Here is a 21,111-nt window from a genome sequence, read left to right as displayed (position 1 = left end):
ACGCAAGCGAATATCGTCGATTCATCCCGTAATCGAACAAGGAGCTGAACGCATGAGAAAAGTGCTGTACGTGCCGCTCGACGACCGCCCCGTCAACCTGGACGATGTCATTACGCAAGGAGAAGCGGCTGGAATTCGCGTGGTGACGCCTCCGGCTCGGGATGTGAGGAACCGTATGGATACGGAGGCGGCCGCTTCCGGTTCAACGCTCCTCGCGACCCATTCGCCAGTCTTCGGCAAGCCGAAGTTCATCAGGCAGTTCATCCTGGATCATGCCGCAGACGTGGATGGTTTTATTCTGTCGGCCGACATGCTCGTCTATGGGGGCTTGATCGGAAGCCGGCGCTTGCGGGATGAACCTGCCGGCGTCTATCCCGATTACGATCCCGCCGCGACGCACATGCTGGACGTGATTCGCCATATCAAGCAAGCCTATCCGCATAAGCCTATATTCGTGCTCGATACGATTATGCGCATGGCGGCCAATACGTTCGTCGAAGGGACAACCTTGGACATCTACAATGAAACGCGCTCGTTCGCGCAGCAGCCGCGCAAGGAGGCTGCGGATCTGGCCGGCGTGCTGGGAAGCTATGACGTGAAGCCGGACGGGTCCCGCTTCGAGGCGACCGTCACGTTCGACAAGACGCATTATTACCATGCGCGGCGCCACAAGCTGCAGACCAACGTCTACATCCTGGAGCAGCTGGCCCGCTCCGGCTATATTGATTTCCTCGCGATCGGCGTGGACGACTCCTATATTCAGGGTATTCAGGCGAATGAAATCGCTTTGGCGGAACGCTGCATCGATGAGTGGCTCGGCGGTACCGGCGGGCACAACCCGGAGCGCGCCATCCTGCTGCCGGAGGCGGACGGCTTGGGTCATTCGCTCCTCGCCCGCATGGCCGATCGGCTGCATCGTCGCGGAAGACGAACCGCATATGCCATTCGGTACTACGGGCCGCACGGCTCGACGATCATTAACGCTTACGAGTACATGAGCCTGCATGACAACCTGCTGCGGCACATCGACATCGTCGGCGGTCAATGCGAGACGCAGACGCCGGATGCCGAGATTCTCGTCATTACCAGCGCCAGTCAGGCTGCCGGCGCGGTGAGCCAGCTGGAAGCGAACGGCCTCGGCCGTATCCCGACGCTCGTCATCGATTGCACCGGATTCGTGGCGGACAAGACGGTATCCGAAGCGCTGCTCGGCACGCCATATACGGGCATGCTGCTTGGGTACAGCTCATGGAACACGTACGGCAACCGCATCGGACTTGCGCTCGGGATGGCGCACGCGCGGTATGCGTATCTGACAACCGAGACCCGTCCTTCCTCGCTGGCCGCGGCCGTCAATGCCCATGGCTCGCTCTTGTTCAAGCGGTTCTTGAAAGACTACTTCTATAAGGTTCTTGCCATTGCGGAGGTTCGAGCCTATTCCAATGCACATGCGCTATACACGAATGTGACGGCGAATCAGCATATGCGGCTTTTTAACGCGCCGGCCGATTACGCTTATCTCGTCGAATTGCTGCGGGATCGGATGCAGACGCATACGCGCGCGCTCGCCGCGAGCCATGCCTTCGGCATCGGCACGGCAGGGGCTTCCGCGGCGGTGCGCCGGATCTGCGCGGATGAGTGGGAGGTTGCCGAATATGCAGGCGCGTCTCTGGAGCCGGATAACCCTGATTTCATCTGGGGGCGGGCATTCGAGATAACCCTGGCGCCCCAGGTTAGCTGTAGTCGTCGGTAACAATAGAGCGTACGGTAATCAACGGCAGGAGAGTAAGACGGATAGCGCGAATCTTCGTAGAAGGAAGTTCATTTTGGCGGGGAGGCGAACGTCATGCAGAAGCTATTCGAGTATAACTGGCAAGTGCGCAAGGAGTGGTTGGATTGGTGCGAATCCGTCAGCATGGAAGAGCTGATGAAGCAGCGCACCGGAGGCATCGGGTATATTCTTCCTACGCTGTATCATATCGTGGCCGTCGAATATGGCTGGATCTGCGGCGGTATCCAAGGCCGGGCGATTACGATCCCGTCATTCGAGGAAGTGGCGAGCGTGCAGCAGATCAAAGCCTTCTCCGACGCGTGCCATGTCGAGCTGGCGCCGTTCATCTATGATTGGAACGATAGCCTGGAAGAGCGCATCATGATGGATATTACGGATGAGGGAGAAGAGGAAGCCCATGCCTGCGGCGAAGTCATGCGACACGTGATCGCGCATGAGATCCACCATATCGGGCAATTGTCGGTCTGGTCCCGCGAATTGGGGAGGAAGCCGGTCAGCGCGGACTTCATCGGCAGAGGGGTGTTCAACTCCATAAGGTAGTATAGAAGGCAGTCGATCTGGCGATCGGCTGCCTTGCTTCGTTGATGGGCCGATTGCAAACAACCGCCCCGACGTGATATTTGTCCGGAGATTAGGTAAAATATAACGGTGCATGAAAATGACGCTAAACCAGCGGAATAACGAAACGAGGTCATGGGATGAAGAAAGAACACAAACCGCCTGCCGTACTTAAAAAAGGGTTGCGGGGACTCGCCGTCGTCATCGGCGCATTTATAACCGCGTTTGGATTGGAAGCCGTCTTGATCCCGAACAACGTATCGGATGGCGGCATAACGGGGCTTAGCATCGTCGGATCGGAGCTGATGGACGTCCCGCTGGGCCTTCTGATCGCGGTACTTAACCTCCCGTTCATCTTCCTGGGTTATAAGCAGATCGGCAAGAGCTTCGCGATCTATTCCGTGCTGGGCATTGCCTCGCTGGCCGTGGGGACGATCGTGATGCATGAAGTCTCGCCCATCATCGAAAGCGACACGCTGTTGATCACGGTGGTCGGCGGGATTATTATCGGCTTCGGCATGGGTCTAGCCTTGCGGAACGGCGGCGCGCTGGACGGCATCGATATGCTTGCCGTGCTGCTCTCCCGCAAATTGCCTTTCGGCACAAGCGATCTCATCTTATTCCTGAATATGTTCGTCTTTATCGTCGTCGCGACGGTATTCGGCCTGAAAGGGGCGATTTTGTCGGCGATCGCGTATTACATTGCCGCCAAAGTGATTCATATCGTGGAAGAAGGGTTGAGCGGGTCCAAGACGTTCAAAATCATTACCCGGCATCCCGAAGAAATGGTCGAGACCATTCGCGATCGGCTAGGACGCAGCGCGACCTATAATATCGTGCACGGCGGGTACTCCAACGAGCAATTCAAAGAAATTACATGCGTCATCAACCGGTTGGAAGAAAGCAAAATAAAAGAAATTATCCACGAAATCGATACAAGCGCGTTCGTCATGGTCTACGACGTTGCGGAGGTCAGAGGCGGTAACTTCAAGAAGCGGGACATTCACTAGTTTGATCGGTGCCGGTGTCAACAAGTAGCATGTCAGGGGCAGTCTGCGAGCGATTCGCGGCTGTCCCTTTTTCATTGCGGCAGATACCTGCCGACCTCAAGTCCGGAGAGACGCAGGTCTGATGTTCCTTCCGGCTGCGCGGAAGATGCAATCGATGTGATGGCTATCTATTTTGGCGTCCGGTATACTAGGAAGCAATAGGGTGTTTATGGAAAATACACCTGAGGAGGCGCTTATGAACACGGAAGCCGAACGCATCTTGCAGGAGATAATGACGCTATTAACGCGCGTGTATAGCAAAGAAAAAGCGAGAATCGACAGCTTAAGCGGGTGGAGTCCGCTGCATCCAGGGATCATGGATTACGTGAAAGTAAGCTTTATCGAAGGCCCTTCCCGCTCGTATCGCGATCGGATTACCCTCGACGTTCACGAACCCCTCTCGTTCAGCGACGACGCCTATGCAGTCGAGACGGAGCTCGATCTAGAGGCGTTAAGCGACGATGCCCTGATCCATGCGTTCTATCCTGCGCTGCGGGCGCGAGTAGAGCAGATATTCATGTCGGACGAATACGGCGAACATTTCTTCGGCTATAAGCTGCGGCTTGCGATGGAGGTGCAGAGAAAGTCGTCCACGCTGCTGCATCAGGAGGAGCTCCGCCATGACGGCAGGCTGAATCAGCTCAAGCAGCAGCTGAACCGGTTCATGGAAGCCAAGGTGTGGAAGGAGCTGCCGGTGCTTCCCTCCGACAAGGACGACTTCTTCTTCGCCAGGCATCTGATGAATCCCGACCTGATGGAACAAGACCCGGCCGTGGTTGAACCGATCAACAGCCGCTTGAACGACAAAATGACCGCATTCCCGAAGCGCAAGGAGAAGTGGCAGCATACGTACATAGCGGCTTTGCGAGAGTGGGCCGAGGAGAAGGTCCACTCTCGCTATTGCGAGCCCGCCGAGACGTTCGGGATCGGCCGCAAGCTGCTGCCTGACGACGAGCGCCCGTCTATCCCGCCGCGCGAGCTGGCCTTTTTTCTGTACGCTGCCCTGCAGATTGGACGGAAGGAGCCGGCTACCCGCAAAGCGTATCTGGAACTCGCCGCGCAGCTTGGCTCCGAGCAAGCAACCGTCTATCTCAAGACGGGCAGCGGCCGCTTCGCGGCTGGCCATGAAGGGACCCGGATGTCGGGGAAGGCCAACGATATTTTGCAGACGATCGAGATTCGGATCCATGCCGAAGAAGAAGCGGCTTACCGGGAAGCGCTCGAATATATCAGCGGTCTTCTTCGGGAGGGGTTCCCCAAGTCTTATGAATTGAAGCTGAAGAGCGCGGAGAAGCATTGGCTCCCGGTTGCGAACTTGGCCAAATCGAAGCTGCATCAGTTCTTTGCCAATGCGCTTCGGTATGACGCGCTCTTCCCGCAGCTTGCGGCATACGCGGAGCTAGCGATGGAGGAATTCGCCTGGTATGGAGACGTCGAGAGCGGCCCCAAGTCCATCATGCCCGGCACGTATGCCGTTATGGGGCTCGGCTTGTTGAGCGAGGACTATGGTCCGTTGGTTCGCCGTTATATGGAGCTGGTCGATTCCGAGCATCAGTCCGCGCAGGATGGGTACGCGGAAGCTTATGTCGCGCAGCATGGATGGCGCCCCGACTGTATGGATACGCTCGTCTCTATCCTGCTTGGCGGCAGCGATATGGCCAAGCCCTTCAAGGCCGCCGCGGTCGATACGCCGCAGCTGGCGGATGCGCTGATCCAGGCGCTGGCAGACAAGGCCGACCACCTGCGGGAAGTCGTCTTGTACCGGCTATTCGGCAGCGAGAAGAATCGCGCATCGGTGCTCAGGAAGGCGCAGTCCCCGCTGAAGGAGCGGCTGGAGGTATTGATGGGAACGGCGGCCGCGCGGAAGTAACGGATTGGTTTAGGATGAGACATCACATCATGGAATAACGGGGGAAACGAAATGATCAGAAGTTACGAAATGCCCGAAACGCTTCAGCGGTTATTGGACATCGACAATAAGTTAATCGAACAGCATGACAAAGATTTTGATGCATTTTTTGGCGCGTGCCCATGCTTTGAAGCAGATAACGGATACAGCAGCACGCCGGACGACGCGATTATCTTCTTATGGACGGGGGCCGATGGCGATCACTTTGCCTTTCTTACGGAAGGCGATACCGTAGAGTCATTGGAGCATGCACCCATTGTCTTCATACAACCGATGGATTCCGAAGATCCCGTCAAACCGGTTGCCAATAACATCAAAGACTTCTTGGCCTTATATATTCAACTCCAAGAGCTCTACCTGTTCGAGCGGCTGACGTATTATGAGACCGAAGAGGAGTTCTTGAATGACTATGAAGACAATTATGCCGAAGATATCCGCGAGAATGAAGAGGAACGAGCTATCCTCATAGCGGCCATTAAGCAGGCCATCGAACTGCCGAAGATAGAGAACGTATTTGCCTACATGCAGGAGATGAAAAAATGGTTTCAACAAATACGGCACAGGATAGAGGTGGCGCGTGACTAGCTCCGTGGATTTGGATTTATGTGTCATGTCGCATCCGACGCCCCCTTATGGTCAAGAAGCATTAGCCGTTCATGGAGGGCATAATGAAAATTGTTAAGGATTTATTATCTGATCTAGAGGAATTTCGGACTCCTGTTCAAATGAAGGATTACTTTGAAACAAAGAGAACTGAAATACTAGCTCATAAAGAGCTAAATGATTTGGCACGGCTAAAGAAAGATACATTTAAAAACTTTTTAGAGGCATTTTATCCTCTCTATCTTTATAGTCAGTCATCCTATGTTCCAGCTGATGCCAAAGTTAAAGTGGTAATTGGCAATCAAGGATTTGATTCGATCGTTATGTTATCCTCAGGAGAACAATATAAAGTTGAAATTACAGAATACATAGATGGGAAAGCAGAAAATGATGATGCAAAACTCATAAATGAACGAGGCTATGGTGGCATGAAAATTGGTGACACCAGAGATTTGGAAAATAAAGCTCTTGATTATCTTGACTTGGTAATACAAAAAGCTAGAAGAAAGGCGAGGAAGAATTATCAAGGTATGACGTTAATCATTGTAATAAATACTTTTGAAATCCTAGACTTAAAGAAATTCAATTTAATTGTAAGGAAGTATTGTTGTTAGTCAGAAACGGTGACCCAATAGAAAAAATAAGTGAAAACATCTATAAGATCAATTTAGAAGAGCAATATTGAGTTACCCTTCGAAGAATCAACTTACCTAACACCATTCACACTTCGGGCCATGCGGCCCTCGGTCCGCACGAGGTATTTCAGGGGAGATTATTCAGCGGACACGCCCTTCCCCCGCCCCTTAGGGGCTTAAGGGGCGGGGGAAGGGCGTCGTGAACATATGAACGTTATACGCAATTACTGAAGTCACAAACTAAAAGGGAAAAAGTGATGAGAACAATTTCGAAATCTAGTATGTTTTATCTCAGATTTGGAACTAGATTTAGTTTAGTAAGTCTGTCGTTAATCCTCATCGGAATAATCTTTTTTATTCAGTCTGTATCCAAGGATATCAACAATTTACCTACTGCAGTCGCTCTCTTATTAGCTGGTCCTGTGTTGTTAATTTTCAGTGTGATTAGATCAAATAACAAGATCATGTTAATCATGACTGGCGAACACTCAAGGGGCAGATATAAGGAATGGAAGAACTCTTTTATGATTCAGAACAATAGTACATTGGTCTTCTTGATATACACGTATTACGATAAGAGAGGGAAATTAAAAGAAACAGCAGTATTATCGAAAAATACAAATGCAAGGGAAGAAGTAAACATTTTTTATAATGAAGATGATAGTGTTGTACTTGAATATTTACCTGGAAGTCCATGGATGAAAAGCGAAAATGAAATCGCTAGAAAATAAGAACTTTGTTAATAACTGTGCATAAAACCATATTCACGCATCACCATTTGGCTATACTCATTACCTAAAGAGGAACGATAGTTGGACCAAACTAGGGAGCAGTTTGCCGCGGCAGCCGCTCCCTGTCTTCATTAAGCTGAAGTAAAATCGTAGTATACTGTACTCATCATTGATGGGGGATGGGAAAATGGGGGTAAATTTTACAGCAACTTTCCAACATTCATTGGACTTTAAATCTATTCAGCTATTTAAGGATGAGCTTGTTAAAGGTGACAGGTTTCCTAAGATGGTTCAATGCATATCTGAAGTGAATAAACATAACCCTCATCTTATCAGAGATTGGTCGATTAATCGTGAACGAATTATTGAATCAATGAACTTCAGTCCATTTGATCCAGTGATAATTGGTGCTGAAGAATACATTGAAGTTAGCGGCCCAGGAGGCTTAGACTTCGTATTCAATAAAAGTATATGTGAATTTAATCCGTGTTTTAGATGGTATAGGTTTTTAGATAATCCTGACTTACAGCTAGAACTTAGAAGTATCTGCAAGGAAATTGCAGATTATTTTGGTTTCAACTTTTCAATATACATTGGTGATAGTTACTGTACATTAGATTATGTTTTGAGGGCCGTGATATGGGTTATTTTAAGACAGCCCTTAAAAGAAGATTTGGCGAGACAAAGGGAACACTTAATGAACTCTTAGTGAGATTGGATGATGTATGGGAATCTGAGGGTTATTTTATAGATCAATTTTTCGATATAGATCAAACAGTTTAGGCAACACCTCTAGCCGGTCATGCTGATCGGCTGTTTTTGTTCAACTATCGGGCAGAATACTTCCAATGTATGGTAGTGTTGAGATACTCATAGCAAGAGGTGATCTTATGATTAATCTTTATCTCGATGACTTAAGAGACTGCCCGGAAGGTTTTATTGCGGCTAGAACTTTTGAAGAAGCAGTGCGAGCTTTTCAAGAACATACGATAAATTTACTGTCTCTTGATCATGACTTAGGCGAGGACGAGCAAGGAAACGAATTGCCTAATGGATACGATTTCGTTAAGTATTTTTGTGAAAATGGTTTGAGGGCCAATAAAATATACCTACACACTGATAATCCTGTGGGCCGAAAGAATATGTATGAAACATTACTCGCCGCACAACGCAGAAATTTTATTGATGGCGATATTGAAATATTCCATTACTCGATTACACCAAACAAGTATTCAGGAGACTGATAAATGCGTTGCGTTAACGGGAGACGATAGTTCAACGATCCAGGGAGCAGTTTGCCACCGCGGCAGCTGCTTCTTTTTCATTGAAAGGGAGGATAATTCAGGGATATGCAGAATTCACTTTTAGAGGTGAGCTGATTGAAAATCGCTTATATTGTTCAACATTCTTACGAAGTCGGAGAAGATGAACAGTTTGATGAGACTAAAATAATTGGCATTTATTCATCATTAGAAAAAGCAAAATCGGTGGTAGACAGATACAAGCTACTTCCGGGATTTAGGGAATACGCTAATAATTTTTTCATTGATGAGTATGAAATAGATGCGGATAATTGGACAGAAGGTTTCATAAAAGCTTGACTGAATAGAAAATTGCATCATTGCGCTAACTGGGAGACGTTAGCGTAAAAAAATAGCAACCAAAAAGGAGCTTGCCGAGGCAAGCTCCTTTCACTTTTTCATTGATTTTTCATCCCGCACTGGAGAGGGCGAAGCGATTTCGCCCATTGCCGGAACATATTGTGCAGATGTTGATGCAGGCAGCCAGGGATCAGGAGGTGGCGAATAAAATAGCGCGTTGGTTTGAGCATCCTTCAAGAGCTTACGAGGCGTTTTTTCAACAGTCTGAAATTCGCAACGTGCAAAAATAGGAGCGGTGATGAGCGTAAAAAAGGCAGCCGATCAACAAGATCGACTGCCTTCGTCGCGCGAACGGGTAGACTCACCAGCCTACAACGAAATCACATTTCCTCCAGGCGACCAATCCCCCAACGCATTCCGGGCGTCGAATACAAGAGGAGCAGCATCAACAAGCAACTGATAGGGAAGGCTCGAGTGATCGGTCAAGATGATCGTACAATCGTACGCTTGGATCGTCGACGGGGTGAGCGGAACGGATTTAAGGTGGATCTGGTCAAGTCGAAATTCATCGACAAGCGGATCGTGGTAGTCTAATTGAACGCCTCGGCGAAGCAGGTGCTGGATAATTTTAACCGGACTCGATTCACGGGTATCATTGCTATTCTTCTTATACGTAATGCCGACAATAAGCAAACGGCTTTCGTGTAAAGGTTGGTTCCGGCGCAGGAGCAGCATGTCTTCGATTCGTTGAACGATGTATTCCGGCATAGCGTCATTGATTCGGCGGCTTGCTTCGATAAGAGGCAGCTCAACGCCGCAATCCTTCGCCTTCCACATCAAGTATAGCGGATCGACGGGGATGCAATGCCCGCCTACGCCAGGTCCCGGATAATAAGGGGTGAAGCCGTAAGGCTTGGTCCCGGCGGCTTGAATCACTTCCCATACATTGATATTCATCTTGTTACATAATCGGGATAGATCGTTCATGAAGGAAATGTTGATGAAACGCTGGCTGTTCTCAACCAGCTTCGCCATCTCCGCAACGCGCGGGGAGGAAACTTCGACCACGTTCATAAAGGCGGATTTGTACACCCTGCTCGCATAAGCGGTACAAGCGGGCGTGACGCCGCCAACCAGCTTCGGTACTTCCTCCAGCCGATACTGTCGCTGTCCAGGATCAATCCGTTCAGGCGAATAGGCGAGGGCGATGTCTCTACCCATGACGAACCCTTGCGCTTCGAGCAAGGGGCGGATCTCCTCTTCGGTCGTACCCGGATACGAGGAGCTCTCCAGCACGAATAGTTGACCTGGGCGCAAATAGGGCAATGCCCGTTCGGCCGCGCTTCTCACATAGGATAAGTCAGGCTGCAGGTTCGGATGCAGCGGCGTCGGTACGCATACGATGATGGTATCCACACCCGCAACAACGTCGAATGAATCCCCGATATGAAATCGTCCCGTCTGCATCATGCCCTGTACGTCCGAAGAGGGAAGGTCCGATAAATACGACAGACCCTGCCGAAGCGAAGCGATCTTCGCTTGATCCGAATCGATGCCATACACGGTATGTCCTTTGTCTATGAAAAGCTGGGCTAAAGGCAATCCTACGTATCCTAGGCCGACGATGGCCAATCGAAACAGGTTGGATGAACGCATAGCAAGTCTCCTCGAGTATAAATCAATGTGTTGCGCCTATCCTTACAAGGCATAGATTGTAATTTTATCATCTCCATAATTGGAGACGGCAAGATAGCGGTCATCTGCCGACAACGAGACGCCGTGCGGAAAGCTTAATTGGGCGTTCGGATTGGTAAAGCTGAAGAAGTTCGGATCAATCTGGCAGGTGGACTTATCGAATGCATAAAAAACGATGGTGTCATTGGACTGGGAAGGAATGATCAGCATGGAAGAGCCAGCGTCATGGGAGAACGTAACCGAATCGGGCACCGATAATTCGGGTCTCCCATACAGTTCGTGCACTGGTTGCTCGCTCATGGTGCCGGTAACGCCGTCAAATGTATGAATGGCCATGACGCCAAAGCTCTGCGGATTCAAGGTGCCGGCATTCGGACCGAAACAAATGGCGATCAGCGCGCCGTCTCCGGAGAAAGCGATCGCTTTTGGTTTTAAGGGCAAGTATAGGCTTTGCGTCGTTTGGGTAAGCGTAATATTCAATTCGCCGCCCGGTCCTTCTTCCAAGCTGTAAAAACGGATATGTCCTCCTGCATCCATCGTCGTGCTCACCATGAAGCGGGAGTCCGGCGAAAATTGCACATCGTGAAAGACCGATCCTTCATGCTCGATGGTTTGTACGGGGCCGGGGTGAATCCATCCCGTCGGCTCCATGCGATACAATTGAATGGCGCACTTCCCGATTTTGGAATTGGCGACGGCCATGTATTTGCCATTATTGGCGAATGCGAACTTTTCGGGCCAATGCAGCTCCATGCCTTGTTCGTTGCCTAGTGTCTGAATAGGAGACAGCGTGTGGGAATGCGAATCGAATACGTACGTGTGGATCGTTTCGGTCGCCATGTTGAGGGTAGCCAGCGTATGAGATTGATGGAGCCATTTCACATCGGTGCAGGTGCCATACCGCTGCCGATCCACTACCGTGAGATGGGGCATCGGCGGCTCGCTAAACTGCAAGATAGAATCGGGCGTATAGTGCACCGCAATCGGGACTTGCGAGACGTGAGGGAGCTTGGCAAACATAAATGATAACCTCCTAAGAAGTTGGTTCTGGATCAAAGACGGTTGTCAGGAATCCGGCGTCATGGCATAAATGGTGACCTTATCGTCACCGTTGTTGGAGACAGCCAAGAACCGATCATCCGTTGACCAAGATAGGCCATGAGGAAAGCTAAGTTGCGCAGCCGGGTTGCCCAATGCGAGATAGTGTGGATCGATTTGGCGCGAGGCGCGATCGAACGCGTAGAAGATGACGCAATCGTTCGATTGCGACTGAACGGCGAGGTAGGAGGCTTCGGCATCATGGGTGAAACCTATCGCGTCATTGTACGCCAGCTCCGGTCTGTCCGTCAGCTCGGACAACGGTTGTTCATGGCGTATCGTTCCGGTGTTCGGGTCGAATGCATAAACGGCAATCGTCCCATAATCATGCGTTTGGGCCGCTCCGCCATTGGCTGAATAACAAATCGCAATAAGCGAGCTATCGGCTGAGAAAGCCGCCGATTTTGGTTTTAAAGGCGGATAGCGATTCATGATGGCTTGCGTGAGTACAGCCTGAAGCGAGCCATCCGCTTCCGTCTGGAGCTTGTAAATGAGAAGTTGCCCCGCCGCATCCATCGTCGCGCTGACGACATACGCCGAACAAGGCGAGAAGGTAACCCCGTGAAAGACGGCATGCGGATGGCGAATCACGAGAAGAGGCTCTGGAAGAACGAGCTGCGTGAAGGGATCGATGGCATATAGATTAATGGAAGACTGATCGTTTTTGGAGTTGGTAATCGCAAGCCACCGACCGTTATTGGAGAAAGAAAGCTGTTCGGGCCAGTAAAACTGCATGCCATCTCGATTGGACAGCGTCTGCGCAAGCGACAAGGAACGAACTGCCGGATCGAACACATAGACGTGAAGCGCCTCCGCGCCCAAATTTAAGACGGCAAGCCGCCGGTTATGGTGGAACCAGCCAACGTCTGCGCAAGTGGCGATGCGCGTCCTGCTCCCGACCGAGACGGGCGGAATCGGGGGGACTGCAAGCTGTAGTATCGAATCCGGTGAATAAACGGCGGCAATGGGACGTTGTGGTATATGAAGCGGACCTGATGTCACGCGCAATTCCCTCCTGACCAATGAAATCGTATTGCGTAGACAGAAGCTTTACAGCTCAACGAAGTCGGTTAGCAGGGCGTCTTGATCAAAGCTATCCAGCGAGATTTGATGCATTCGGAAATTATGGAACAGCGTTTCATCGACCGTTACGCCATGCATGCCGATATGCTTGACTCGATTGACAACCGTCTCTAGCCTGACGTATCCCGTCATCCATAAGGCAAAGCCGGTCATCAAATCCTGACTTGTAATATTGTAATCGATCTCCGCAAATTGACTCCGCATGTCGAGCTGTACCTTGGCCTGTTGGTCGTCGTTAGCCGAGTCGTGCTGCGTGGTCTCGATCAAGCCCTTGACCCAGGCGCGTATGGCCGGTCCAACAGGTGAGCGTCCTGGTTTAGACCGCTGTATATCGTAATCTTCCGTCAATGGGATTTGATCGATGAACGTCTCGTAGTGGTACAAGTACGGGCGAATGGCCATCCACGCTTCGCGATCCATGCAATAGCTAACGAAGCTCCACCAGTACATGGAGTTGGTCTGCACGAGGTGCAGCTTGCCCAGCTTGTCTTCGCGATCGAGGAAGCAATAGGACCAGCTTTGAACGACGCCGACGCGGCTGTAGTTCTGTTTCGCCCAATCATGCAAGGCCAGAATATGCCGAATATAGTGCGGAGTCAGGAGAATATCATCCTCGATCACGATCATTCTTTCGTAGCCGCACCAATCCATCGCGAACCGTCTCGCATCGATCAGGTTTTTGGCGCACCCATAGTTTCTTGGCCTTGTAATGATATATTTGTTCGTGATGTTGGCGCGTTGAATCAGTGCCGAATTTTCCTCTTGTGTAGCCCCTGTTCCGCCATCAAGGAAGAAAAAAAAGGGAAGCGTAGCCGATTCCGGGTTGCGTTCGATGCATGCAATCACTTGCTCCAAATACGCTGGGCGGTTATAAGCGACCACTAGAATAGCGGTCGACTCGTGCCGGTGCGACGCGATGTTGTAAAAAGCACGATCATATTCGTAGGCGCCCGCTTCCATTCCACTCACCTCTCTGTGCTGTAATCTTAGAGATAGAAGGCCATGATTAGTGCTCTTATCTATAATATATTTGTAGTTGCTAGTGCTGGTGTCGGCTGTTATCTATAGGTTGGAGCTATGCGACACATGGCGTATGAGTGCCATCGCTTCTTCGGGGCTAACCATCGTCGGGGACGATGCGGCGGGCGATCACAGAGGCGGCTATCATACCTTGAATCGGATGTTGTACGGGGATGATCTTGCCCGCGAAATGAGGACAGGCACCGCTGCGGCCGATCGACACGATTGGCCATTTTCTGGTGAACGAACGAGCAGGTGCCGGAATAAACTAGACTAACTAACCAACAAGAGGGGTGCTGCCGGATGAGCTATACGGTGCAATATATACCTCTACACAAGCTAAAGGCGGGGTCGAGCGCCAAAACAACCAAACGCAGCAAGGAACTTCACAAAGTCGCGCAGGACTGCATGCAGCTGCTCGTCGTCCGGAAAAGCCGGAAAGACGGCGGTTACGTGATTCTAAGCGGCAGCAACCACTTGGACTTCTACAGAAGGTTCACGAAGAAGAACGCGGTACCTTGTCTGGTGGACGAAGGCAAAATCGCGTCGGCGCTGGCGTCGTTAGTCAACCGTTATCGCAAACGCGCGCTCCCCAAAGAACTGCCCTACGCGAACGCGGAGCAGACCACTGGAAATAGCTGGTCCATCATCCGCTCGTATTTGAAGCAGGATGCCCGGTTCCACAAGTTATCCCGCCGCGAGCAGCTGAAAGTGCTCAGGCTTGGCCTGCAATATAAGCGAACGACGATCCGTTCCATGAAAGCGAAGGTCGACGAGCTGATGAAAAGGTAAGCCGCAACGACCAAAGAAGCGATGCAGCGCGTGCATCGCTTCTTGCTCGTGTATGCCGCCCGATCGCGCCGGCGAACATCGGTCACCCCGCGGCCGTGTTCTTCCCGATTGATGCGGCAGCTGGCCCGCGCCGGCGCCAGACGAGCACGTTGGCGCCGAGCAAGAGAGCCGCGTAGATCCATATGCCCAGCGGGATGAAGGTGGTGGCGAGATGAACGAGGGCGAATCCGAAGATCAGCAGCACCATCCCGAACATCGTGATGCCGCCCCCGCCGCTTGCGCCTTCGAAGGAATGGGAGAACGGAAGCTCCCGGTTCAAGACGCTGAAGCACAAGTACGCATAGAGCAGCATGGCCAACAGCACCGCCGCCAAGTCCGGCAGGATGCGCGCCCCGAACAGCGCGACGAATATCGCGGCTTGCACCGCAAAGACCGGGACGAACAGCCGGAGCAAGGCTGCTTTCAGAACGCCGGTGACGATGACCTGCCGATGCGAGATGGGCGCCACGCCATAGATCCACGCGCCTTTGTAGGTTCCGGAGAACTTCATCATATAGGAGACGGTCGGGATCAGCATCCCGCTGAGATACACGGTCATGTACCATCGGCTGTCCGCGAACGCCTGCCAGGGCATATCCGAGAAGGCCGAATAGAGAAAGATGAACGGGAAGATGATCGAGAAGCCGACTGAAGGGTACGTCTTCAGCTTAAACTCCCGTTCCCCCTTCAGCATGTTCAGCGTAAAGCGGAAAAAGGTGCGTTCCTCGTTCGAGCGGCAGAGCACCCGCGCGGCGCGATCCGCGAACCGTCCATGGCGGGAGGAGGGGCGGATGGCGCCGTGGTCGGCAAGCTTCTGCAAATCCCGTTCGAATACCGGGATGAGCTTGCCGTACAGCAGCATGGACAAGATCGGGATGAACAGCGCAAGCCCGGTCAGCATCAGCGTTGCCGCCGAGCGCTCCCCGTGCAGCAGCAGTTCGAACGGAGCGGCGAACCAGATCGGAGGCACAACGGCGTGCCACCACTGGAACAGGAAGTTGACCTGCAAATCCATCCACTCGAACGAACGCGCGACGACCTGGTAGCCGACGGCGATGACGACCGACAGGAGGATCTGAACGTAGTTGATCATGTCCTTCAGCTTCTCGCCGTCGAACAAGCGGAGCAGGAGGACGTACAGCAGCGCCGTCAGCACGACGATGAGCATATCGGCAAGGACAACCTCGGCCAGGAACAGCAGCAGGAATAGAAGGCCGTGCCGAATCGCACCGGCGATGAGCGACGGCCCCGCGATCGCGCCCGTCAGGAAGGACAAGTAGATCAGAATATGGACCGTTCGGGCCGCATGGATCGTGCGCGGAGGGACGGGCTTCGTATGGAGAATGCTCTTATCCCGCAGATCGAGCAGCACGGAAGAGAAGTCCGAGATCATCGACGTCGTGACCAGGAACATCAACACGCCGAAGACGAGCGCCATCTGAAACATATAGTTGTCGCCCATGACGACAAGCGGGACCAGGATCAGCCCCAGCAGTGCGTACAGCCATAAGGAACGGACGAAATAATTGACGTCTTTGGGCGGCTCGTTGGAATCGGCCCCTTTCTTCTTGGCGGACGTCTGGGCGATAACCGTTGGCACCCGCCGGCTGTCCATCGTCAGCTTGACCTGCAGGATGCGGCGCATAAGGGGATAGTCCACGCCCAGCGCCGTGAATAGCCGCTCCATCTTGTCGAGCAGCTTAAGCGAGGCAAAATCTCTCATCGCCTCACACCTCCCGCACGATGGACACGAACTGCTCGGCCAGCTGCTTGTAGGCATGAAATCCGGTCAGTTGGTTGAAAATCTGCTCAAGCGTACCTTCCTGACTCTGCGCCTTCAGCTCCTCGAACGTACCGTCCGCCACGATCCGTCCGCCGTCGATCAGAATGATGCGGCTGCTGATTTTCTCGACGACCTCCATAATATGCGAGGAGTAGAATATCGTTTTGCCTTGCGCGGCCAGCTGTGTCATGATCTCCTTGACGACCATGACGCTGTTGGCATCCAGGCCGCTCAGCGGTTCATCGAGGAAGAGCACGTCGGGATTATGCAGCAGGCTTGCGATGAGCATGACCTTCTGCCGCATGCCCTTCGAGAAGGAGTTGATGCGGGCGTAGTAGACCGTCTCCAGCTCGAACATAGCCATTAGGCGGCGGGCCTTGGAGTCGGCCTCCTCATGCGTTAATCCGTAGAGCTCGCCGACGAACGTCAAGTATTCGTAGGCCGACAGGTTGTCGAACAGCTCGACGACCTCGGGCACGTAGCCGATCCGGCGTTTGTACGCATGGGCGTCCTCGGAGAGGTCATGACCGAACAGCTTTACTTCTCCGGTGTAGCCCCTCACGAGGCCGAGCATGATTTTGACGGTCGTGCTCTTGCCGGCGCCGTTCGGTCCGATATAGCCGATAATTTGACCCGGATATGCTTCCAGGTCGATCCCTTGCAGCACGTATCTGTCGCCATATCGCATGCGCAGGTCGCGCGTGACGAGGATAGGTTCGCTCGTTGCGGGCACGGTTCGTCCTCCTTTCTAATGGTCTCCTACATTTTACCATTAACTAGAGAGGGGGACTGGCTTTTTTGAATGAGTCGAAGGTTAGTCCCGAACGAAGTGGCGGCATGATTCACGCAGCGAATGCGGCAACCAGAACGGACATGAGAAAGGGGAGCCATCGGCCCCCCTCTTCATTACACCGCATCCATCTTCTGCGCGGAGTACAGCTTATAATACCGGCCTTGCAGCGCCATCAGCTCGTCATGCGAGCCGCATTCGGCAACGCCCTTGTCGGCGACGTACATGATCTTGTCGCAGTTCTTCACCGTGGACAGGCGATGGGCGATAATGAACGACGTCCGGCCCTTGAGCAGTTCGTTCAGCCCCTTCTGCAGCAGCCGTTCGGTCTGCGCGTCGATGGACGAGGTCGCTTCGTCCAGAATGAGGATGCGCGGGTCGGCCAGCAGCGTCCTGGCGAAGGAGATCAGCTGCCGCTGACCTTGGGACAGCTTGGAGCCGCGTTCGTTGACCTCCGTCATGTAGCCGTGCTCGAATTCGCGGATGAACTCGTCGGCGCAGACCGTCTTAGCGGCCGCGATAATTTCCTCTTCGGTGGCGTCCAGCCGGCCGTAGCGGATATTGTCCATGATCGTGCCGGAGAAGATGAAGCTGTCCTGGAGCATGATGCCCATCTGGCTGCGCAGCGACTTGAGCTGCACCTGCGCGATATCGTGGCCGTCAATCCGGATCTCCCCGCCCGTAATGTTATAGAAGCGGGAGATGAGGTTGACGACGGTCGTCTTGCCCGCGCCGGTCGGCCCGACGAGCGCGATGCTTTCGCCGGCTTTCACCTGGAAGGACAGGTGCTCCAGAATGTTATGGCCCGGATCGTAGGCGAAGGTGACGTCGTCGAACGTCAGATGACCTTGGATCGGCGGGAGCGCCTTCGCCTGCGGCACGTCGCTGACGGTAACAGGCTCGTCGAGCGTCTCGAAGATCCGCTCCAAATAAGCGACCGCGTTGACGAAGCTGTTGTACAAGTTCGAGATGTTCAGAATCGGCTGCCAGAAGCGCGCCGCGTAGCTGCTCATCGCCAGAATGACGCCGAAGGTGATCTCCTCCGGTCCGAGCGCCAATAAGCCGACGAGATAGATCGCCGTCGTGACGGTCGTCGCCAGATTGTCGACCGTGAAGGGGATGAGGAAGTTCAAGTACATCGTCCGCATCCACTCCGTGCGGAAGTTGGTCGACAGGCGGGTGAACAGTCCTTCATTATGCTTCTCGCGGGTGAAGATCTGCGTGACGCGAATGCCGCTGATGCTCTCCTGCAGGTAGGCGTTCAGGTTGGAGCTCTTGTTCGAGACGGCCTGCCACGCCCGGCGCTGCCTTGTCTTGATGAGCATGATGACGCCGAGGAAGACCGGCAGCCCGGCCAGAATGACGAGCGACAGTCTGACGTCGACGGCGAACATGAAGATCGCGATGAAGAGCAGGTTCAGAATTTCCAGGATGAAGTTGATGATGCCGTTGGACAGCACATCCGACACGGAATTGACGTAGTTGACGACCCGGATGAGGATCTTGCCCTGCGGCCGGTCGTCGTAGTACTGGAACGGCAGCTCTTGCAGGTGCTTGAACAGATCGCTTCGGATATCGAATATAATGTCCTGGCCAACGCGCGTCATCATGCGCGAGCGGATGGTGGCCAGAATAACGCTGACCACGATCGTCGCGAGCATCAGGGCGGACCAGCCGACGAGACCGGCTTTATCCCGGGCGGGTATCGTCACGTCCACGACATGCTGCATGATCAGCGGCGCCGAGAGCGCGATCCCGGCCGACAAGGCGCTAAGGATGAAGGCGATGATCATCGGCTTCTGCTGGCGCTTGATGTAGATAAGCGCGCGGCGGAAGTGCTTGATATTGAACGGGCTCTCGAGGTTCTCGTCGATATCGAATTTATTCCTTGCCATGCGCGCTTCCCTCCCTTCCGATGCCCTCATTCTGCAGCATGAATACGTCGTAATAGTAACCGCGCTTCGCCAGCAGCTCGGCATGCGTCCCTTCTTCGATGACCTTGCCGCCCTCTAGAATAAGGATGCGGTCGGCTTGCGCCGTCGTCGACACGCGCTGGGCGATGATGATTTTGGTGCAAGAGAATTCCAGCTCGCGCAGGCTCTTCTGAATATGCTCTTCCGTCTCGAGGTCGACGGCGGAAGTCGTGTCATCGAGAATCAGGATTGGCGGCTGCACGGCGAGCGCCCGGGCGAGCGCGATCCGCTGCTTCTGTCCGCCGGAGAGGCCGACGCCGCGTTCGCCGACGATCGTATTGTATCCGTCCGGCATCTTCTCGATGAAGTTGTGGGCGGCGGCGAGCCGGGCGAACTTCACGACATCTTCTTCGGGCATATCCGGATCGCCGTAGGCGATATTGCCGTCGATCGTATCCGAGAACAGCAGGACGTCCTGCGTCGCCACCCCGACATTGCCGCGCAGCTCATCCAGCGCAAGCTTGCGCACGTCGGTGCCGTCCACAAGCACGCGGCCTTTCGTGACGTCATAGAAGCGCGGGATCATATTGATGAGCGTCGTCTTACCCGATCCGGTCGCGCCCATGATGGCGATCGTCTCGCCGGGCTCGATCTTGAAGCTGACGTTGTCGAGCACGGTAGCGCTGTCATATTTGAAGCTCACATTCTCGAATTGAATGCGGCCTTGGTAGCGGCGTCGCGCGCGGTTGCTATGTTCGTTCACGATGTCCGGCTCCGCGTAGAACACTTCCATGATCTTGGTCAAGCTGGCGAAGAAGCGCTGAATATCGTTAATGATGATGCCGATGCTGCGCATGGGGTTCGATAGCCCCCAGATGAGCGCGGAGAACGCGGAGAATTCCCCGAACGTGATGCGTCCGTCCATGACGAAGAGCCCCCCGGCTACCATCAGGATGACGGCGAAGCCTTGCGAGAAGATTTCGAGATACGGGAAGTAGTCCAGCCAGACCAAGGCGGCCGCCTTATTGGCCTTGGAGTAGTTGACGCTCTTCTCCGTGAACTTCTCAATCTCGAACGGCTCGCGTGCAAACGCCTTCACAACACGGTTGCCGGCGATGTTCTCCTGCGTAGTCGTGTTGAGCTGCGACAGCCGCTCCCGCAGATCGATGTACATGGGGCGTACCCGTCTGGCGAAGATGAACGCCACGATGAAGATCGGCGGCGACAGAATGAGCAGCCACAGCGTCAGCTCAGCATCAATGTAGAAGAAGTAGACGATTGCCGCCACGAAGACGGTGAGCGACTCGATGATCGTCTTGATGATCCACGCCAAGGTGTGACGCACCATATCCAGGTCGCCGGTCATCTTCGTCATGAGGTCGCCGGTGCGGTTGCGGTCGTAATACCGCATATCTTGGCCCTGTATTTTGTTGTACAGGAAGATCCGCACCCGATAAAGCATGTTCTGTGAAGCGCGTTCATACAGCATGGTCGTGAAGTAGGCCAGACCCGTGCGAAGCAGCGAGAAGCCGATCATCCCAAGTCCGAGGGCGATCAGCAAGCCGCGTTCGTCGATCACATTCTGCGCCGCGTCCGGGCCTGCGATGAATTCATCGACGATGCGCTGGCCGAGATACGGATTGATAATCGTGAGCGAGGAGCCCACGACCGAGAGGCAGAGCGCGATGATGTATCGGACCCGGTCTCCCTTCAGGTTGTGCCAAAGCCACTTGAATTGAAACATGCGATCACCAGATTCCATTGTAGTATGGTACTGCTTCATGGCAATAAAGAAACAATGGAATTATAACACAAGTAGAAGAAGGCGCTAGCGGTTTTCTGCGCCGGCGGTCCTATTTTCGTCATTGGTTACTTTTCTGCAAATTTTATTCAGTCGGATTGTCTTCGAGTGTACGTGAAGGCTTGGGACGAGCGTGCAGGAGAGAAATGGGGGATAGCGGAAGAGTCGGCCCGAATTTATCGGTTCCGGCGATCAATGCAGGCGAGGAACAACCGGTTG

General features: G+C 53.3%; 19 protein-coding genes. 11 read left to right on the top strand and 8 right to left on the bottom strand.

What is annotated here, in order from left to right; all coding sequences use genetic code 11:
* The first annotated feature begins 52 nt into the window (after window positions 1-52).
* The 10 genes from ACFFSY_RS01145 to ACFFSY_RS01100 all read left to right on the top strand — a co-directional run bounded on the left by ACFFSY_RS01145 (window position 53) and on the right by ACFFSY_RS01100 (window position 8,878).
* The gene (locus tag ACFFSY_RS01145) at window positions 53-1,753 is read left to right on the top strand and encodes a DUF4127 family protein (protein WP_377488646.1); all 1,701 of its coding nucleotides are present in this window, start codon (window positions 53-55) and stop codon (window positions 1,751-1,753) included.
* A gap of 93 nt (window positions 1,754-1,846) precedes the next feature.
* A complete protein-coding gene (locus tag ACFFSY_RS01140) occupies window positions 1,847-2,332 on the top strand; it encodes a DinB family protein (RefSeq protein WP_377488643.1) in 486 nt (161 codons plus the stop codon).
* Between the two features lie 158 nt (window positions 2,333-2,490).
* Window positions 2,491-3,360 (top strand): YitT family protein, encoded by an 870-nt coding sequence (locus tag ACFFSY_RS01135; protein WP_377488640.1) that lies wholly within the window; start codon window positions 2,491-2,493, stop codon window positions 3,358-3,360.
* Between the two features lie 235 nt (window positions 3,361-3,595).
* Window positions 3,596-5,269, top strand: a complete 1,674-nt coding sequence (locus ACFFSY_RS01130; RefSeq protein WP_377488637.1) for a DUF6138 family protein — start codon at window positions 3,596-3,598, stop codon at window positions 5,267-5,269.
* Between the two features lie 51 nt (window positions 5,270-5,320).
* Window positions 5,321-5,893 carry a hypothetical protein gene (locus ACFFSY_RS01125; protein WP_377488634.1) on the top strand — a complete coding sequence of 191 codons (573 nt, stop codon included), beginning with the start codon at window positions 5,321-5,323 and terminating at the stop codon, window positions 5,891-5,893.
* Window positions 5,894-5,976: 83 nt separating this feature from the next.
* Window positions 5,977-6,525, top strand: coding sequence for a hypothetical protein (locus tag ACFFSY_RS01120; protein ID WP_377488631.1), 549 nt, complete (start codon window positions 5,977-5,979; stop codon window positions 6,523-6,525).
* A gap of 545 nt (window positions 6,526-7,070) precedes the next feature.
* On the top strand, window positions 7,071-7,277 hold the full coding sequence (locus ACFFSY_RS01115; RefSeq protein ID WP_377488628.1) for a hypothetical protein: 207 nt from the start codon (window positions 7,071-7,073) through the stop codon (window positions 7,275-7,277).
* A 187-nt stretch (window positions 7,278-7,464) separates the two neighbouring features.
* Entirely contained in the window at window positions 7,465-7,986 is a 522-nt protein-coding gene (locus tag ACFFSY_RS01110; RefSeq protein ID WP_377488625.1) for a hypothetical protein, read from the top strand.
* A 181-nt stretch (window positions 7,987-8,167) separates the two neighbouring features.
* Window positions 8,168-8,521 (top strand): cyclic-phosphate processing receiver domain-containing protein, encoded by a 354-nt coding sequence (locus ACFFSY_RS01105; protein ID WP_377488622.1) that lies wholly within the window; start codon window positions 8,168-8,170, stop codon window positions 8,519-8,521.
* 135 nt (window positions 8,522-8,656) lie between these two features.
* Window positions 8,657-8,878 carry a DUF7336 domain-containing protein gene (locus ACFFSY_RS01100; RefSeq protein WP_377488619.1) on the top strand — a complete coding sequence of 74 codons (222 nt, stop codon included), beginning with the start codon at window positions 8,657-8,659 and terminating at the stop codon, window positions 8,876-8,878.
* Between the two features lie 369 nt (window positions 8,879-9,247).
* Here the strand turns inward: ACFFSY_RS01100 and ACFFSY_RS01095 are convergent, their stop codons facing one another.
* Genes ACFFSY_RS01095 through ACFFSY_RS01080 form a run of 4 tightly spaced genes read right to left on the bottom strand, consistent with a single transcriptional unit; the run spans window position 9,248 to window position 13,714 of the window.
* Window positions 9,248-10,534, bottom strand: coding sequence for a nucleotide sugar dehydrogenase (locus ACFFSY_RS01095; RefSeq protein WP_377488617.1), 1,287 nt, complete (start codon window positions 10,532-10,534; stop codon window positions 9,248-9,250).
* 42 nt (window positions 10,535-10,576) lie between these two features.
* Entirely contained in the window at window positions 10,577-11,629 is a 1,053-nt protein-coding gene (locus tag ACFFSY_RS01090; RefSeq protein WP_377488614.1) for a WD40 repeat domain-containing protein, read from the bottom strand.
* Between the two features lie 9 nt (window positions 11,630-11,638).
* Window positions 11,639-12,673 (bottom strand): beta-propeller fold lactonase family protein, encoded by a 1,035-nt coding sequence (locus ACFFSY_RS01085; RefSeq protein WP_377488611.1) that lies wholly within the window; start codon window positions 12,671-12,673, stop codon window positions 11,639-11,641.
* A gap of 48 nt (window positions 12,674-12,721) precedes the next feature.
* Entirely contained in the window at window positions 12,722-13,714 is a 993-nt protein-coding gene (locus ACFFSY_RS01080; RefSeq protein ID WP_377488608.1) for a glycosyltransferase, read from the bottom strand.
* Window positions 13,715-14,077: 363 nt separating this feature from the next.
* On the opposite strand from ACFFSY_RS01080, the gene ACFFSY_RS01075 reads away from it, so the two are divergent.
* The gene (locus ACFFSY_RS01075; RefSeq protein WP_377488605.1) at window positions 14,078-14,566 is read left to right on the top strand and encodes a hypothetical protein; all 489 of its coding nucleotides are present in this window, start codon (window positions 14,078-14,080) and stop codon (window positions 14,564-14,566) included.
* A gap of 82 nt (window positions 14,567-14,648) precedes the next feature.
* On the opposite strand, the gene ACFFSY_RS01070 is transcribed toward ACFFSY_RS01075, so the two are convergent.
* The 4 genes from ACFFSY_RS01070 to ACFFSY_RS01055 form a co-directional block, all read right to left on the bottom strand.
* A complete protein-coding gene (locus ACFFSY_RS01070; RefSeq protein WP_377488604.1) occupies window positions 14,649-16,328 on the bottom strand; it encodes a hypothetical protein in 1,680 nt (559 codons plus the stop codon).
* 4 nt (window positions 16,329-16,332) lie between these two features.
* The gene (locus ACFFSY_RS01065; protein ID WP_377489648.1) at window positions 16,333-17,076 is read right to left on the bottom strand and encodes an ABC transporter ATP-binding protein; all 744 of its coding nucleotides are present in this window, start codon (window positions 17,074-17,076) and stop codon (window positions 16,333-16,335) included.
* A gap of 218 nt (window positions 17,077-17,294) precedes the next feature.
* Window positions 17,295-19,073 carry an ABC transporter ATP-binding protein gene (locus ACFFSY_RS01060; protein WP_377488601.1) on the bottom strand — a complete coding sequence of 593 codons (1,779 nt, stop codon included), beginning with the start codon at window positions 19,071-19,073 and terminating at the stop codon, window positions 17,295-17,297.
* Window positions 19,060-20,835 carry an ABC transporter ATP-binding protein gene (locus ACFFSY_RS01055; RefSeq protein ID WP_377488597.1) on the bottom strand — a complete coding sequence of 592 codons (1,776 nt, stop codon included), beginning with the start codon at window positions 20,833-20,835 and terminating at the stop codon, window positions 19,060-19,062. The genes ACFFSY_RS01060 and ACFFSY_RS01055 overlap by 14 nt, the downstream gene beginning before the upstream one ends.
* Window positions 20,836-21,111: the final 276 nt, after the last annotated feature.

Source organism: Paenibacillus aurantiacus, from assembly GCF_042431225.1.
Classification (GTDB): Bacteria; Bacillota; Bacilli; order Paenibacillales; family Paenibacillaceae; genus Paenibacillus_Z; species Paenibacillus_Z aurantiacus.
This window is presented reverse-complemented; position numbering and strand designations above follow the sequence as displayed.